We start from the raw sequence: 16173 nt of genomic DNA, 5'->3' as shown, positions 1-16173 counted from the left end.
ACCTAACGTCGCACCTTACATAGGTGCGTAGATTGAAATTTTATTGGGATGCTGTTTGGGTTTGCACGGTGCCGGGTCGCACCTTACATAGGTGCGTGGATTGAAATACCGGAGGAGTTGGCTGAGGTAATCGAAAAGTACGGTCGCACCTCATGTAGGTGCGTGGATTGAAATTGGGCTAGATATATCACGACTCAATTCGCTCACCCTCACCGGTAATTTTCCATGATTTCCTTGCGTTCGTTAAGCAGGCATATTCCTTGAGGGCTCGCAAAAATGCGGGTCCTGCCTAAAGCGGCTATAAATAGTTCATAAGCGGAAGGGGTTGGCTCGTCGGATAGATAGGCAATATCTACATCACCATCTGGGCGCAGCTCCCCCCTTGCAGCCGGTATGCGCATTAAAATGCTCGTTTAAAAATTGGATTATGGCGGATTTTTGATGTGTTTCAAGTCTTGGATTATTAGGCATAAGACCATCCATCCGCTAATTACTCATACACCAGTTCCTGATTTCTGTTATAGATTTGTACCGACGTTGTTCCTTGGGCTGCTTCGTCGTAGTCTCCTAGCACAATATAATCTCTTCTTGAAGGATCCAAACCTAGCTGATGCCAGTCATTTTGGTTGAATGTGGCCTGAATGATGCTTCCCTCCTGAAGAAGTTGATCATCATGAATACGAATCATGAGATAGGGATAACCAGTCTGAACGCCAAACACCTGAACAGGGTTGCGATCGTCTTCGTTTAGCATGAGATCCATATGATAATCCAGTTTTTGATTGATTACGTTAACGACACAAGCTCCGATTTTAGCACCCCTTTGATAAAAAACATAAGCAAACGGCTTGTCCACTTCGTTATTTATCTTCACGTCCAGTACTTCGAAGTGCTCCTTTTCTTGCAGTTGCTGAATATGGGAGTCGGTAATAGGGCTGTAGGATTCGCGTTGAGTTAGGAGAGTAAGCAATATAAGACAGACTAGGGTAAGTCCGCGGATAAGCCACCTCTTATTGATCATATGTATCCCTCATCAGCACTTTGTGCTCCATTTCATTTCCCACCTCAGTCACAAGATTCTTTCTATCTATTCTACATATAAAATCCAAAATTAGAAAAGATATGTTACGCATATACGTACCACATGCAGCCTCCCATTTTGCTATTCTTATCCCCAAAAGGAGGTTTTTTGATGCGCTCCTTTCTAGAATCCTTATACTACGACTACATCATCCCCGAGCAGCAGCTCATCCCCAAAGACCCGCAATACCGCCAACTCAGCAGAGAATTATCCGAAGCGACGATGGTTTGGAAAGAGAAACTATCGAGTGAGGATTTTGCCGAATTGGAGGCTCTAATCGACTTGCAGCAGCAAATTCAAGGGATGGAGATGGCGGCGGCGTTTGCGCGGGGGTTTAGGTTGGGTGCAGGGTTGATGATTGAGGTGTTTTCAAGGGACAGGGCGTAGCCTTCATAAAGTCCAGGCAACCGTTGGCTCAGCAACTTTACAGGATTTATCTTCTATAAGAATGAAAAAAAAGGGAGCATCTGCCCCCTCCTAAAACACCACCAACACCACCCACAACCCCACCAATGTCGCAAACAAAATCGGGATCGTTAGCACGATGCCGACTTTGAAATACGTGCCCCAGGAGATGCGGACACCCTTCTTGGCGAGGACATGAAGCCAGACGAGGGTCGCGAGCGAGCCGATCGGCGTGATCTTCGGGCCGAGGTCGGCGCCGATGACGTTGGCGTAGATCAGCGATTCGCGGATCGGGCCGGTGGTGGACGTGTCGGCGATGCCGAGTACGCCGGTCATGACGGCCGGCAGGTTGTTCATGATCGACGACAAGAATGCCGAGATATAGCCCATGGCGATCGTGGATATGAACAGACCTTCATCTGCCGCTGCTTGGAGCAGCTTGGCCAAGATCTCGGTCAGCCCGGCATTGCCGAGGCCGTACACGACAAGGTACATCCCGATCGAGAAGACGACGATATTCCACGGCGCCCCCGTCATGACAGCCTTCGTGTCAACCGCTTGGCTGCGGCGGGCGATAGCCCAGAAGATCAAAGCCACGGTGTCGGCGAGCAAGGATACCGGAAGATGCAGAAGCTCACTCACAAGGTAGCCGATCAACAGAACACCCATCACGACCCAGGAGATGCGGAACAAGCGCTGGTCCTTGATCGCTTCAGCCGGTGCTTTCAGCTTGGAGGGGTCATAGTCGCGAGGGATACTTTTGCGAAAATAAAGCAGCAACACCGCCACCGTCGCCCCAAGCGAGAACAGGTTGGGAACAATCATCCGGGCGGCATACTGCGCGAACCCAATCCCGAAATAATCCGCTGACACGAGGTTCACCAGATTGCTGACCACCAGCGGCAAAGAAGTGGTGTCTGCGATAAACCCGCTCGCCATGATGAACGGAAAGATCATCTTTTCCTCAAAATTCAAATGTCGGACCATCGCCAACACAATTGGCGTGAGGATTAAGGCAGCCCCATCATTGGCAAAAAACGCCGAAACGACCGCCCCCAGTAAGCTGACGTAAATGAACATGCGGATGCCGCTGTTTTTGGCGGCCCGGGCCATGTGCAGCGCCGCCCACTCGAATAAGCCGATCTCGTCCAAGATCAGCGAAATGATGATAATCGCAATAAACGTCAAAGTGGCGTTCCACGTAATCTGTACGACTTCCCCTACATCGTCAAATCCGACGACTCCGGCCGCCAGGGCCAGTACCGCTCCGCCGCACGCAGACCACCCGATATTCAGCCCCTTCGGCTGCCAAATGACAAAGGTTAAAGTTATCGCAAAAATCAGTACTGCTGCAATGAGTTCAAATCCCATCGGTTTCTCTTCTTCCCCCAAATGCTCTCGATCTATCTCTTTTTCTATCAAACAAGAAACAAGCCGTTAATCATTGTCTCACTGCTTTTCTCTTTTGTACATAGGGTAGGGAGAGGAAGGAGAACAAGAAAATATTAAAAATAGTTTATAAAATCTATATTTTGGTATAATACAATACTTTTGTTAGTATCCCGTAAGTTCTCACTCCACGGATTTCCCCACTTATTTTCACCTATTAACGGAAAGGAAGGTGACCCTCCATGGGGAGACACAAGGTGAATTTACTGACCAAAACGCCACCGATGCCTTCATTTACAACACGCTGCTCTATGTGCGAGACACGGTATGTTATTCTCCAAAACTGGAAGCGTATACGGTATGGAGGATATGGCGATTCCCGGGATCGGCTTTACCTATGAGAATTGGCAGCCCGCCTATATGAAGGAGACGTTGCATACGTTGGACGCGCCTCTCGTCCGGCCGGTGGAGGAGGTCATCATTCCAGGCAATAACCGGGTGCGGATGCTGACCTTTCTGCAGCCGTTACCGGTCGGCGGGTCCCATTCCCCCGGCGTGGTGATAATCCTGGTTAAGGGGGATACGATTCTCCACATGATGGGATCGGTGTCAGTGCACTATCTGGGAGACTTTTTTATCCTCGACGAGCAGGGGCAGCTGTTGGTCGCTTCAAACGGTTCGCTGGTTCGGAGCTCGGATGATCTGGCAAGTTTGGTGGACCGAATGGAGCGGGAGAACAGCGGCGATCTTACCTCCGTTATCCACCAAATCAAAGGCACAACGTATATCGTCTCCTATGCGGTTTCGGACAAAAACGGTTGGCAATATGTTAGCCGCTGCAGATGGTGCTGCGAGATATCCTGCTATCCAACCAGGTAGGGGCGGTTACGGGCGGCGATGCCGGCGGTTATGCGCAAAGGTATGCCGACCAGATTAAACATGGCGTGATTATCGTGTCTACGCTGCGATCCTCGTGATTTATCCTTTCATTCAAAAATACTTCGAAAAAGGCGTAATGATCGGTTCGATCAAGGGGTGAGCTCTTTCCGTGTTCAATTCTCCCGCTAACGCTTGCCACGGCGCTTATTTCGCGAAAATCGGGTGGTTTTAGATTCTAACGCTTGCCAGAGAGCTTATTCACGGAAGCCCCCCCCTTTTTTTCGCTGAAATCGGGAAATAAGCTTCCTGATCAGCGTTAGATTTCAAACCACGCCGTAAATCCCCAAATAGCGCCGCTCATAAGCGTTAGAACGGAAACTACGGTTGCAAACCCGACGATCCCAGCTACCCGGCAAGCTCAGTAAAAAGGGGGATACGCGGAACTCCAGTAAAATAACGCCACAAAAGTCCTTTATTTAATGCACCACGACTTCAACCGCCCCAATAAGATCATAAAAGTCCCTTATTCCACACGCTACGCTATGTGAAGTAAGGAATAGCATACAGCCCTCACCTGCATAGAACCCCGCTTTTCCGCGCAAGTTACCTAAAAACAGGGAGGAGCGTGCATCATGCAGCAGGATTACGTATTCACGGATCTGGAGGGCCGGGAATCGCTGGTTCAGGAGATTCGGAAGCTGGAGGAGAAAATCGAGCAATCCATCGGAGAAAAGGTCAATCTGATCGCCTACTCCGAGAAAAAAGATCATCCCCAACACTAGCACGTCATTAGTGCAGTTGTGGATCGGTTGATCCCATGTCTTTTTGCGGTCTGCGATAGCCGCTTGTACGGGAAGAACGCCCTTCGGGGCGTTTTTTTTGCCCGGTCTCGGGAGCCGCCATGAAACCAAATGGTTGTTTCTACTGTATTATTAAGTAAGTGACCAACTGAAGGAGGGACGGGAAGTGGGGATTTTGTCGAGGTTTAAAGATGTGATGCGGTCGAATCTTTCCGCTAGGCTGGAGCGTTCACAGGATCCGGCGGCGACGGTGGATGAATACCTGCGTCAATTACGGCTGGATTTGGGACAGGTCAAGGCCGAGTCGGCTGCGATACAGACAGCGGAAGACCGAGCCAAGCGTGCGCTGGATGAGTGCGCTGAGGAAGTTCGGAAGTTGCAAAGGTATGCGGAGAAGGCGGTGGAATCTGGCGACGAATCTGCTGCATTAAAATTCCTGGAGCGGAAGGCGAAGCAGGCGGAACGGCTGCAGGAGCTGCAGACGGCCTATGAGCAGGCAGCGAGTCAGGCCGACCAAATCAAGCAGATGGAGGAGAAGCTGGTCTCCGATCTGCAGAAGCTGGAAGCGCGGCAAGCGACGCTGAAGAGCAAGCTGGCAGAGGCCGCAGCGTTACATAAGGCCCAGGCTGCTGGAGGAACCGAAGCAGCGCTTCGCGAACTGGAGGCGAAGGCGGATCAAGCGTTGAATGAAGCGCTGGCTCTGGCGGAGCTTCGGGCGGGATCGCAGGAAGACGATCTGGACGCGATCTTCGCGGAGCTGGAGAAGAGCAATGCGGCGGGAGCGAAAGCGGAGGAAGCCACAGCATCGACTCCTGAAGATGAACTAGCGGCGCTCAAGGCGAAATTAAATCAGTGAGCTGCCTGCACTTGATTTTGAATGGATTGAGGTGAACGATTTGCCGGTCATTGAATACAAATGTCCGAGCTGCGGCAGCGGCATGACGTTCGACAGCACGACAAGCATGCTGTCCTGTCCAAGCTGCGGCCGCAAGGACAACATCGAGCAACTTCCCGACCCATTGAAGCAACAGGTGTTCACGGAGGACGAGGTTCGGGAATACCACTGCGAAAGCTGCGGGGCGGTCATCGTAACGGAGCCGGAAACCAGCGCAACGACGTGCAGCTTTTGCGGTTCCGCGGTGGTGCTTAGCGATCGCCTGAGCGGAAAGCTGGCGCCGCAGCAGGTGATCCCTTTTGCGATCAGCAAGGAAGAGGCGATGGCGGCCTTCAAGAAATGGTGCCGAAAAGGGTTGCTTACGCCCCGCGGCTTCATGACCGCGGACCGCATCCAGGGGATTACCGGCATGTATGTGCCATTCTGGATGTACGATTTGCTGAACAATATCGATGTTCGCGGCCGAGGAACGAAGGTAAGAAGCTATCGCCGAGGCGATTATCAATATACGGAAACCGATCATTACGAGTTTTACCGGAAAATTCGGCTGAACTATGTCCGGCTGCCGATCGATGCCTCGGCCAAGATGGACGATGAGTTGATGGATAAGCTGGAGCCTTTTCCCTACGACCAATTAAAGACGTTTAAGACGCCCTATCTTGCGGGATACATTGCTGAAAAATACAACTATACCAGCGAGCAGCTTACCCCGAGAGCTCGGGAAAAAACGATGCCTTATATCGAATCCTATATTTCTTCAACCGTTTCCGAATACACGACGGTAAGCTACGCGGACAAACAGATCGATACGACAGTCAAACGAGCGAATTATGTACTGCTTCCGGTCTGGATGGTGTATTACAACTACAAGGGAAAACAATACACGTTCGCGATGAACGGCCAAACAGGCAAAGTGGTCGGAAAGCCGCCGCTTAGCAAAGGGAAAATGGCGGCGTGGTTTTCCGGTGTTTCGGCGCTCTCTTTTGTTGGACTTAAAATATTGGCCTGGCTGTGGGGAGGCGTATTCCTATGAACAAGCGATGGGTCGTGGTGTACTCGTTCCTGCTCTTGATCATGCTAAATATGCTGACCCCGTTAACGGCTCAGGCGGAATCACCGCTTGCGAATAAGCAATTGATATATGACGAGGCCGAACTTCTCTCTCCGGGAGAAATGGAAGACCTTAACGCGTTGGCGAATGAATATGGGCCCAAAAGAGCGCTCGATATCATCATCTATACCACAGACAATCCTGAAGGCGAGGATGTTGTCAAGCTGACAGAGGATTTCTACGATGAACGGGCTCCTGGTTACGACAAACCGCATGGCAATGCCGTGATTTTGACGTTGGATATGCTGAACCGGGATCTCTATCTGGCAGGGTTCTATAAAGGGGAGGAATACCTGGACGACAGCCGTTTAGACAAAATCCGCAACAAGATTACCCCGATGCTGTCCGCAGGTGATTATCACGGTGCGTTTGCAGAATACATACGCACGGCCTACCGGTATGCGGAGTTCCGGCCGGGGGTGAATCCGGATAATCCGCTGTTCAACACCGGCATTCAGCTTGTGATTGCACTGGTGATCGGAGCGGGGGTCGTCTTCATAATGGCGTTCCGAAGCGGCGGTCGGATCACGGTGAGCGGTCGTACCTATGAGGATTCAGCTAATTCCGGCGTCATTTGGCGACAGGACAATTATTTGCATACGACGGTAACGAAGACGAAGATTGAGAGCAGCAGCAACAGCGGAGGCGGAGGCAGCAGTGGAGGCGGCGGTGGTACAACCAGCGGCGGACACTCCCATAGCGGAAGCCGAGGATCATTTTAAAGGAAGGGGCAGGAAGAGCTGATGAGTTTTTTTAAGAGCCAATTTGCCAATGTCGTGGAATGGGAAGAATTCCGGGACGACATGATTTTCTGGAAATGGAACAACCGTGAAATTAAAAAAGGGAGTAAGCTGATCATCCGCTCGGGGCAGGACGCGATTTTTATCAATAATGGGAAAATCGAGGGGATTTTCAAGGAAGAAGGCGAGTATAACATTACTTCGGAGATCGTCCCGTTCCTGTCCACGCTGAAGGGGTTCAAATTCGGCTTTAACAGCGGCATGCGGGTTGAGGTGTTGTTCGTCAACACGAAGGAGTTCACCGTCCGGTGGGGCACGCAAAATCCGGTGTTAATCCCGACGCCGCAGCTCCCTGGCGGAATGCCGATTCGTGCCAACGGGACGTTTAACTTCAAGGTCAACGACTATGTGACTTTAATCGATAAGATTGCGGGCATTAAGCAAAGCTACTTGGTGGAGGACGTCAAGCTTCGGATCACCTCCGTGCTCGATCAACTGCTGATGAAATGGATTAGCCGGGAAGGCAAAGATATGTTTAATTTGCAAGCCAACGCTGCAGAGATCGCACGGGGCATCCGGGAAGACCTCGATATGCAGGTCATGGACGACGGATTGGCGATTACGGGCTTCCAGGTAATGAGCTTCAGTTATCCGAAGGAAATCCAGGAGATGATCACGAAGACGGCATCGCATGAAATGATCGGCAATTTATCGAAATACCAGCAGGTCAGTATGACGGATGGCATGGCCTCAGGCAAGGTGCAGGGCGGCGGGGCTGCTTCGGACATGGCGGGGATGATGATGGGGATGAACCTGGCCAAAGAAATGATGAAAAATCTCAATTCCGAAACGGACCAGGGGAAGGATCGTCCGCAGCCACAGTCCCAACCGCAAAACTCGGGGGCGAGCCAACCGTCGCAACCTGCAGCACCTTCCTCAGCGGAAGGCGGCGCGAAGCGGCCGAACTTCTGTCCTAACTGCGGGACGAAGAACGAAGGCGCAAATTTCTGTCCAAATTGCGGACATAAGCTGGTGTAGGCGTCATACGAGAAAACCCGCCTGAGCGTAACGGCTCGGGCGGGTTTTTTGGCGCAGTTGAGTCACTTCTCGTCCAACGCTCGTTGCTTCAGCAAATCGCGGATTTCGGCCAGCAGTTCTTCCTCTTTGGAAGGCGCGGGCGGCGCTTCGGGCTTAGGATCTTCTTTCTCTTTGCGTCTGAGCTTGTTGATGCCTTTGACGAACAGGAAGATCGAGAAGGAGACGATAAAGAAATCGATGACGGTTTGCAGGAAAGCTCCATATTTCAACACCGTGTCTCCGTATTGAAATTGCAACTCTTTCAAGTTAATACCGCCTACCAGCAGCCCGATCACCGGCATCAGCATGTCGTTAACCAGGGAAGTCACGATATTCCCGAAAGCGGCACCGATAATGACCCCGATGGCTAGATCCAGCACGTTCCCTTTGAGCGCAAAGGCTTTGAATTCTTTCCACATGACGGAGTACCTCTCTTTTTTGGCATATTATTAGCAGTATACCATAAGCGAACCGGTGCTAGTCCATAGGAGGAAAGGCGGGGGTGGGAGTTCTAACGGACACTAGGGACGTTAATAGATGACCGTTGGGCACTTCTGGAACGTAACGGACAGAGATGACGCTATTTGCGAAAAATCACCGTGAAAAGTAGCTCGCCAACCCGAATAAGGGCCGTGAAGTCCGTTAGATCGGAAAATTCTCGGGAAATGTGCAAATAAGGTCATTACGGTCCGTTACGGGCTGCAGCAGCTTGCCCTACAGCTCGTCTGCCAAGCCGAGCAAAGCGATTCCTGCCAGCACGAGCGCGATGACGGCGTATTGCATCCGGCTGAGCCGCTCTTTGAGGAACAGGCGGGACAAAATCACCGAGAAGACGCTGTACGAAGCGATCAGCGGAGCCGCAACGATGGCGTTGCTGGCCATGGCGAAGACGTAGAAGAACTGGCCGGTCGTCTCGAAGATCGCAGCTACGCCTTTAACGCGTTCGGTCCAGAGGTTGAACCGCTGTTTTTTGACTGCAACCAAGTAGATATAAACCACCGCTGCACACAGGAAAAAGGTGAACTCGTAAGCCAGAAGCGCGGCATCCTCACCAATCAGCTTCAGCTCGTCCAGATAAATGCCGTCAGCAAACGTGCCTAAGCCGTCAAGCAGGCAGTATAGCAGCGGGAAGGTGATCGCCATCACGCCGATTTGATATTTGGCGTTGAGGTGATCTGTCCCCGTCTTCAGGGCCATTCGCTCTTCTTGTTTCTCCAAAATCGCCAGCCCCACCACGCCGAAGGTAATGATCGCTACCCCTGCAATGTCCATCCATCCGAGATCATGAGGGAAGAACAAATACAGGAGAATCGCGGTCACCGCCCCGGACGAGTTCTGCACCGGCGAAGCGATAGAGAGCTCAATGTACCGGAGCCCGAAATAGCCGATCGCCATCGATAGAATGTACAGCGCCGATACCGGCAAATAGCGAATCATATCGAATGGATCAAAGGACAGCCCTTCGATCAACAGGTACGCCGTGCCGTGAATCCCCATCACCAGACCTACCATAACGACGATCTTCAGATGACTGAACGGGTCTTTGCTGTCGCTGCCTTTTTTATAGAATAGATCGGCACTCCCCCATGCTAGAGATGTCAGTAGTGCAAATAGAAACCACATGTCTATACTCCTTCCAACAAAATAGCAATCTTACTGATTATACAAATCATTCCGCGGGGAGTGTCTATGAAAAAACTTACTATTGAGAGTGGACGGTCAAAACCCGTCAAAATGCAAACACTCTCTGCTTATGGTAAAATGCTACTAACATGAAATCATAGATTCGTCGAAATTAAAGGGGCAGGAGTGTCGCGAAAATGAGAAGGTATAACTTGTGGCGGCCGATATTTTTGATCTTGATCGCGCTGCTGACGAACGGATTGGTGACGAACCTTTGCATCTTGTTTGGAATGTCGGCTGTCGCTGCCGAGAATATCGGATTTGTGGCGATGATGCTCGCCGCTTTGATCGTGTATACCCGATTCACGAAGAACCGCCGCAAGTAATAAACAAAGAGACGCAGATTCTGCGTCTCTTTGTGGTTTGGGGTCATACCATCAAGGCTTTGATGCCGTTAAATAACGGAATAATCGATTTGATGGCGTTATAGCCCATCTTCATCAGGGGCATGTATTTCTGCACCTTCTGCACCATTCCGAAAATGCCTGGGCGGCGGGGTCTTTCGGAAGAAGAGCTCTCCGTGTTTTGCTCCTGTGTTCCGCCGGAGCCCTCGCTTCCGCTTGATCCGCCAAAGCCAAACAGCCCCGGTCTTCGCGGACGCCCTGGCCCTCCAGCGAAGCCATAGCCATAAGGTCTGGGACCGGGTCTTCCCGGCATTCCGCTAAAGCCATAATAACCTTGAGGTCTTCCCCATCCTCCGTTCAAGTTTCCGTAATAGCCCAGTTCCCGGGGTCTTCCCCAATTGCCGCCAGGGCCAGGACCAGGACTATATCCCATAGGCACACCGCCTAGCCCCCAGCCGACGTCGGGACGGATGCCCTGGGCGAAACGGGGATCTCTTGGGAAGCCGCTGTCCAATGGCTGCTGGATAGCCGATGAGCGTGCTTTTTTGCTGCGAGCTGCCTTCTTTTTCTTCATTTTCTTCTTGCCGCGCGGGGGTAAGGAGAGAAGCAGGCCGTTCGCATCCAGCCCGGCGATCCATCCGATATAAGAACGCCCGTCGTGCAATTCCACGCGAACCGGCTGGCCCTTCAGCTGTTTCGCACGTTTGCGAATGTTTGCCGAACTTGCCATGCAAGGATCACCTCGGTGCTTAGTTTTTTACGCTAGACGTTTTCCTCGATATATCTTACTTCCGAAATGGGTTCGATGCCTGTGCTTGTTCCTCAATTTCTAGCCCGTTTCGTGATATTTGCCGGAATCTGCATAAATTTTGGGCAATTTGGAAATTTAACTAATGAATAAAAAAATTTCGACCGAGGAGTTGGCCCGGAATGAAAACGTTAAACGCAATAGCGCTCGCATTACTGATTGTGGGCGGATTAAACTGGCTGTTGGTGGGGCTCTTTCAATATGACTTAGTGGCAGGTATATTCGGCGGGCAAGACTCGACCATGTCGCGCATCATCTACACGCTCGTCGGCATTAGCGCCATTTACGCGTTTAAGTTCTTCAACGATGTCACGAATGATGAAGTCGCCAGATAAGCTGGGGAATCCGTGGAAGTATGCGGGAAGGTCCGGGATGCGAGAGCATCCCGGCTATTTTTTTTTCTTGGAAGATACGCTGGTTTTAGGAAAAAGGTAGGGCGCAAGGCTGTTCGCAATCACCCGGTGTCCCTGATTGTTCGGATGAATCGGCAGCGTGCCGCCGAGGAGGTCCTCCAATTGGCCGCCTCGATACCCGTCGATCAGCTCGGCTTGCTTCCCTTCAAACCATCTGTGCGCAGGTGCGACCTTCGCGCCGTATGAGACCGCGATGCCGTGGGTCGTCTCGTTTAGACGACTGATCCACTCGACGGCAAGTGGATTGCTCGGGAACGGGTTGTATTGGGTGCAGCATACGATCCGAGCAGAGCTGATTTTGCGAATATGGCCCAGGAGGGCGCTTAAATTTCGGCGAAACTGGAAGAGGATCCCCATATTCGGAAACGGTCCGCCATTCACGAGCGGGTCAATCGCCGAATTGGCTAAATCGACGCCCCCGATCCAGACCGATACAACCGAGGACTGTCTAATCATGTCTGAGCCTTGCCGCAGCACGGCATCCAGCAGATTGCCGCTGGTCCAGCCGGACCGGGCTAATACATAACCCCGGATGGGCCGGGGGGTAGAGCGATTATAATCCGATACGATTAACTGAGGATAGGCCAGCCGCGGCGAGGTCGCGTTATCGCCATACGTGATGGAATCCCCAAGTGCGGTGTATATCATCTCCAGGTCACCCACCTAAGATAGACTTTACAACTATAGTATTGCGAACCAGGTGGGGAGGTGCGATTTATCAAAAAAGGGCTGATCCGATTCCATTCAGACCAACCCCTATACTGAACAGGCTTACCTGCGCGGTGCGAGCTGCCTCAGCTCCGCACGACCTTGCCGTGAGTGGCGTACGAGCTCCGCATAGTAGCCGCCGCGGGCCAGCAACGTTTCATGCGTGCCCTGCTCGGCGATCCGACCGCTCTGGATCACGAGGATGCGGTCCGCGTGCTGAACGGTGGACAGGCGGTGCGCGATGACCAGCGTTGTCCGGCCGGCGGACACTACGCTTAACGCGTTCTGGATCAACAGCTCGGTTTGGGAATCCAGATTCGCCGTCGCCTCATCGAGGATGAGGATTTTGGGACGGAAGACCAGGATTCGTGCGAAGGAGATCAGCTGGCGCTCACCGGCGGACAGCCCGCTGCCCCGATTGGACAGCCGGGTGTCGTAGCCGTCCTTCAGCCGCGTGATCATAGGCTCTGCGCCGATGCGCCGGCAGGCCTCAATCACTTCGTCGCGGCTAATGTCCTCGCGGAAGAGGCGGACGTTGTCAATAATGGACCCGGCGAACAGGAACGGGTCCTGCTGCACCAGTCCGACGATGCGATGCAGCGAGGCCTGCGGAAGACGGCGGATATCCGTGCCGTCGATTTCGACGCTGCCTTCGTCTACATCATAGAACCGCGTCAGCAGGTTCACTAAGGAGCTCTTGCCTGCGCCGGTCGTGCCAACGATGCCGATGAATTCTCCTTCTCGCACATGAAGGTCGAGGCCATGCAGCACTTCCTGGCCCTCTGTGTATGAGAAGCGGATGCGATTGAAATCGATCCGCCCGCGAACCGTATGGGCCGGCAACGCTTTGGCTTTCTCCGGCGCAGGGTCTTGCACCTCCGGCTCGGCGGAGAAGATTCGCCACAGCCGGTCCACCGACACGATGGTGGACTGCAGCGTGTTCCATTGTTGGGTAATTTGGTTGATCGGCTGAAAGAATTGGCGGATATAGCTGATGAAGGCATACAGCACGCCAAATTCGATGCGATGGCCCAGCACCGCGAAGCCGCCGATCCAAACGACGAAGGCCACCGACAAATTGCCAAGCACGTCGAAGGAACGGTTAAACAGGACGGTGGCCTGAACTTCCCGCAGATTCGCTTTTAAATAGGCGGTGTTCCGGTCCCTGAAGCGGGACGTTTGCTCCCCTTCCTGATGGAACGACTGAATCAGACTCATCCCGCTCAGATTTTCCGCTGTAAACGCGATGAGCCGGGACAACAGCGAGCGGGCTCGCTGATAGCTGGTGCGCAAATATTTACGGAAGGCGATGGCAATGGCCGTGATGATCGGAAAAAGAATTAGGCAATATAAGGCCAGCTGGACGTCCAACGCAAACATAAAGACAACAACGAGGATCAGCGATAATCCGTCGCGGACCAGACTTAACAACACCTGGGTAAAAAACTGGTTGATCGTCTCCGTATCACTGGACTCATTTGTGACAAGGCCGCCAGCTGAATTGCGGTCGAAGAAAGACATCGACTGCCGGGTGATCTGCTTAAACAGATCTTTGCGCAGCAAGGCAACGATGCTTTGCCCGGCCCGTTGCAGCAGATTCGCCTGCCAATAGGAGAACACGCCGCTGACTGCCTCAAGCGCAAGGTAGGCCAAAGCGAGGCTAAGCAGGATGCTGGGGCCGTGTGCACCAAACAGCACCTTCTCATCGATGGCATATTTGATCAGGAACGGCTGCAGCAGGTCGGCGGAAATGGCCAGAAAGGCAAAACCAAACACGGCGATGAACGCCTTTCGGTGTGGTTTGGCATAGGTGAGCAGGGCGGCAAACGCCTTCCTCCGTTGCTCCGGAGTGACCTCGTATTTCCTGCGGGTGTCGGCTGCTTCGGAATTAGTTGACATCGCAATCCTCTCCTTCCTGCAGGTGATACAGGTCTGCGTACAAGCCTCCGGCTTGCAGCAGCTGCTCATGCGTTCCTTGCTCGGCAATCCGCCCGTCATCCAGCACGAGGATGCGGTCGGCATGTTTCACCGCACTGATGCGGTGGGCGATGATCAGCGTTGTTTTTCCTTTACGAACTTCCCGGAGATGAGACAGGATGCGCGTCTCCGTTACGGAATCTACCGCACTGACGCTGTCGTCAAGCAGCAGGATCGGCGCGTTCTTGATCAGTCCTCGGGCCAAGCTGGTGCGCTGACGCTGCCCGCCGGATAACGTTAAGCCGCGTTCGCCCAGCTCGGTATCGAACCGCTTCGGGAACTTTACGACGTTGTCATAGAGATCCGCCATCCTTGCGGCGTCCTCCACTTGGCGCAGCTCGGAGGTTCGGTCGAAGAAGGCGATGTTGTCGCGGAGCGTCGTGCTGAACAGGAAGCCGTCCTGCGGCACGTAGGCAATCCGGGTGCGGAGGCTCTCCAGCGTCAAGCTTCTGATGTCGCGGCCGTCGATGAAGACTGTGTCACGGGGAGGATCGTATACCCGCAGCAGCAGTTTGACGAGCGTCGTTTTCCCGCTGCCGGTTCGGCCCACGATGCCCAGCGTTTCTCCAGGCTTGAGCCGAAGGTGAATGTCCTGCAGCGATGCGCGGGCGGCGTCCGGATAGGTGAAGGTTAACCCGCGGATCTCGATGTCGAGGCTGTGCGGATTTTCCGGCAGCGGCAGGGCATCGGCTTCATCGTAAATGTCCGGCTTCATGGACAACAGGTGGTTCAGCCGGTCAAGGGAAGCTCGCGCACGCTGCATGAAGTTGATCACGTTGCCGATGAGCCGCAGCGGGTTCATAATCATCCGCAAATATAAGGTTAAGGCCACGAAATTACCCAGCGACAGCTCGCCGTGCGAGACGAGCAGGCCGCCGTAAGCGATGGCCACCGCCATGGAAACCGCGCCGGTAAACGGCAGCAGCACCTGAAAGAGCGAGCTCATCCGGACCAGCGACAGCTGGCTGCTCAGGATGCGGTCCACAGTCTGCCCAAACCGGGCGCGGGCAATCTCTTCGATTGCGAAGCTCTTCGTCACCTTGATGCCTTCAAATTGCTCCTCTGCAGCTTCCGTCATCGCCGCAAGCGACTCCTGCACCTTTCGCGAGTTGTCACGGATCTTAGGGCCGAATCCGCTTACGATAAACGGGATGGCAATCAGCGGCAAGACACATACCACGATCAAAAGCGCCGGAATATCGCTGACCATCATCATCGTGATGACGGAGATCAACAACACCGACGCATTAGTTAACTGGTTCAACCCGTTAGCGATCGACTCCCGCACGCCGGTGACGTCATTCATCACGTAGCTGAGCAGCTTGCCGATTCCGTGTTTCGAGAAGAACGCTTCGCTTAATTGAGTAAAATGCCGAAATAATTGGTTCCGGGCCCGAAATTCGAACATCCGCCCTAAGCGATGGTTCATGTACTGTCCGAATCCGAAGCATAGGCCATAGACGACGGCGATGGCAGCCAGAGTCAGCGTGTATCGGCCCACTCCGCTTCTAGTCAGCCCGCCTTGCTGGAGGTGATCCGTAAAATCCCCCAGGACCTTCGGGAAATATGAATACGTCACATTGGCAGCCGTCAAACATAGCGCAGCTGTCAAATACAGCGGAAAATGCGACTTCATGTGGCTCAGCAATAAGGTTTTTCCACGCATCGGGCATCCCGTCCTTTCCCAGAAAAGGTGATTGTTATTCTTCGACCTCCTTTTTTCCAGTCTCAGCTTTTTAATCATACTGCGAATTTCCAGATCCATCAAACCGTGGGACACGTCATTTTGTATATTTATGCATTGAAGATACAGGTGTAGAGCGGGGAAACGGTGCCGGTTTGTTGCATAAACCCCAGCTGGCT

General features: G+C 52.9%; 17 protein-coding genes and 1 pseudogene. 10 read left to right on the top strand and 8 right to left on the bottom strand.

The window, feature by feature from the left end; genetic code table 11:
• Window positions 1–490: 490 nt before the first annotated feature.
• Window positions 491–1021: a hypothetical protein gene (locus C812_RS16850; protein WP_016313862.1), complete on the bottom strand. Its 531-nt coding sequence runs from the start codon at window positions 1019–1021 to the stop codon at window positions 491–493.
• A gap of 171 nt (window positions 1022–1192) precedes the next feature.
• On the opposite strand from C812_RS16850, the gene C812_RS16845 reads away from it, so the two are divergent.
• Window positions 1193–1468 (top strand): DUF6809 family protein, encoded by a 276-nt coding sequence (locus C812_RS16845; protein WP_016313861.1) that lies wholly within the window; start codon window positions 1193–1195, stop codon window positions 1466–1468.
• 90 nt (window positions 1469–1558) lie between these two features.
• Here the strand turns inward: C812_RS16845 and C812_RS16840 are convergent, their stop codons facing one another.
• Entirely contained in the window at window positions 1559–2857 is a 1299-nt protein-coding gene (locus C812_RS16840) for an arsenic transporter (protein ID WP_036625849.1), read from the bottom strand.
• A 345-nt stretch (window positions 2858–3202) separates the two neighbouring features.
• Between C812_RS16840 and C812_RS16835 the strand changes: the two genes are divergently transcribed.
• The 7 genes and pseudogenes from C812_RS16835 to C812_RS16815 all read left to right on the top strand — a co-directional run bounded on the left by C812_RS16835 (window position 3203) and on the right by C812_RS16815 (window position 8338).
• Complete coding sequence (locus C812_RS16835) at window positions 3203–3754, top strand: cache domain-containing protein (protein ID WP_208855766.1); 552 nt, start codon at window positions 3203–3205, stop codon at window positions 3752–3754.
• Window positions 3709–3914 (top strand): annotated as a pseudogene (locus C812_RS22600) (carbohydrate ABC transporter permease); the annotation flags it as partial. The gene C812_RS16835 and the pseudogene C812_RS22600, both read left to right, overlap by 46 nt.
• Before the next feature lie 472 nt (window positions 3915–4386).
• Window positions 4387–4536, top strand: a complete 150-nt coding sequence (locus C812_RS22595; RefSeq protein ID WP_016313858.1) for a hypothetical protein — start codon at window positions 4387–4389, stop codon at window positions 4534–4536.
• 184 nt (window positions 4537–4720) lie between these two features.
• Window positions 4721–5410, top strand: coding sequence for a PspA/IM30 family protein (locus tag C812_RS16830; RefSeq protein WP_016313857.1), 690 nt, complete (start codon window positions 4721–4723; stop codon window positions 5408–5410).
• A 40-nt stretch (window positions 5411–5450) separates the two neighbouring features.
• Window positions 5451–6482 (top strand): TFIIB-type zinc ribbon-containing protein, encoded by a 1032-nt coding sequence (locus C812_RS16825; protein WP_016313856.1) that lies wholly within the window; start codon window positions 5451–5453, stop codon window positions 6480–6482.
• Entirely contained in the window at window positions 6479–7282 is an 804-nt protein-coding gene (locus C812_RS16820; RefSeq protein WP_016313855.1) for a TPM domain-containing protein, read from the top strand. The genes C812_RS16825 and C812_RS16820 overlap by 4 nt, the downstream gene beginning before the upstream one ends.
• A 21-nt stretch (window positions 7283–7303) precedes the next feature.
• Entirely contained in the window at window positions 7304–8338 is a 1035-nt protein-coding gene (locus tag C812_RS16815; protein WP_016313854.1) for an SPFH domain-containing protein, read from the top strand.
• A gap of 62 nt (window positions 8339–8400) precedes the next feature.
• On the opposite strand, the gene mscL is transcribed toward C812_RS16815, so the two are convergent.
• On the bottom strand, window positions 8401–8796 hold the full coding sequence (gene mscL / locus C812_RS16810) for a large conductance mechanosensitive channel protein MscL (protein ID WP_016313853.1): 396 nt from the start codon (window positions 8794–8796) through the stop codon (window positions 8401–8403).
• A 295-nt stretch (window positions 8797–9091) separates the two neighbouring features.
• Window positions 9092–10000: an EamA family transporter gene (locus tag C812_RS16805; protein ID WP_016313852.1), complete on the bottom strand. Its 909-nt coding sequence runs from the start codon at window positions 9998–10000 to the stop codon at window positions 9092–9094.
• 197 nt (window positions 10001–10197) lie between these two features.
• Here C812_RS16805 and C812_RS16800 point away from each other — a divergent pair, with 197 nt between their 5' ends.
• Window positions 10198–10386 (top strand): hypothetical protein, encoded by a 189-nt coding sequence (locus tag C812_RS16800; RefSeq protein WP_016313851.1) that lies wholly within the window; start codon window positions 10198–10200, stop codon window positions 10384–10386.
• 43 nt (window positions 10387–10429) lie between these two features.
• Here C812_RS16800 and C812_RS16795 read toward each other — a convergent pair whose 3' ends face one another.
• Window positions 10430–11134, bottom strand: coding sequence for a hypothetical protein (locus C812_RS16795; protein WP_016313850.1), 705 nt, complete (start codon window positions 11132–11134; stop codon window positions 10430–10432).
• A gap of 200 nt (window positions 11135–11334) precedes the next feature.
• Between C812_RS16795 and C812_RS16790 the strand changes: the two genes are divergently transcribed.
• Entirely contained in the window at window positions 11335–11547 is a 213-nt protein-coding gene (locus tag C812_RS16790) for a DUF378 domain-containing protein (protein WP_016313849.1), read from the top strand.
• A 54-nt stretch (window positions 11548–11601) separates the two neighbouring features.
• Here the strand turns inward: C812_RS16790 and C812_RS16785 are convergent, their stop codons facing one another.
• From C812_RS16785 to C812_RS16775, 3 genes are all read right to left on the bottom strand, one after another.
• Window positions 11602–12273: an SGNH/GDSL hydrolase family protein gene (locus C812_RS16785; RefSeq protein ID WP_016313848.1), complete on the bottom strand. Its 672-nt coding sequence runs from the start codon at window positions 12271–12273 to the stop codon at window positions 11602–11604.
• Between the two features lie 123 nt (window positions 12274–12396).
• Entirely contained in the window at window positions 12397–14232 is a 1836-nt protein-coding gene (locus C812_RS16780) for an ABC transporter ATP-binding protein (protein ID WP_016313847.1), read from the bottom strand.
• Complete coding sequence (locus C812_RS16775; protein WP_016313846.1) at window positions 14222–15976, bottom strand: ABC transporter ATP-binding protein; 1755 nt, start codon at window positions 15974–15976, stop codon at window positions 14222–14224. The genes C812_RS16780 and C812_RS16775 overlap by 11 nt, the downstream gene beginning before the upstream one ends.
• Window positions 15977–16173: the final 197 nt, after the last annotated feature.

The sequence above is a fragment of the Paenibacillus barengoltzii G22 genome (assembly GCF_000403375.2).
Lineage (GTDB): Bacteria > Bacillota > Bacilli > Paenibacillales > Paenibacillaceae > Fontibacillus > Fontibacillus barengoltzii.
This window is presented reverse-complemented; position numbering and strand designations above follow the sequence as displayed.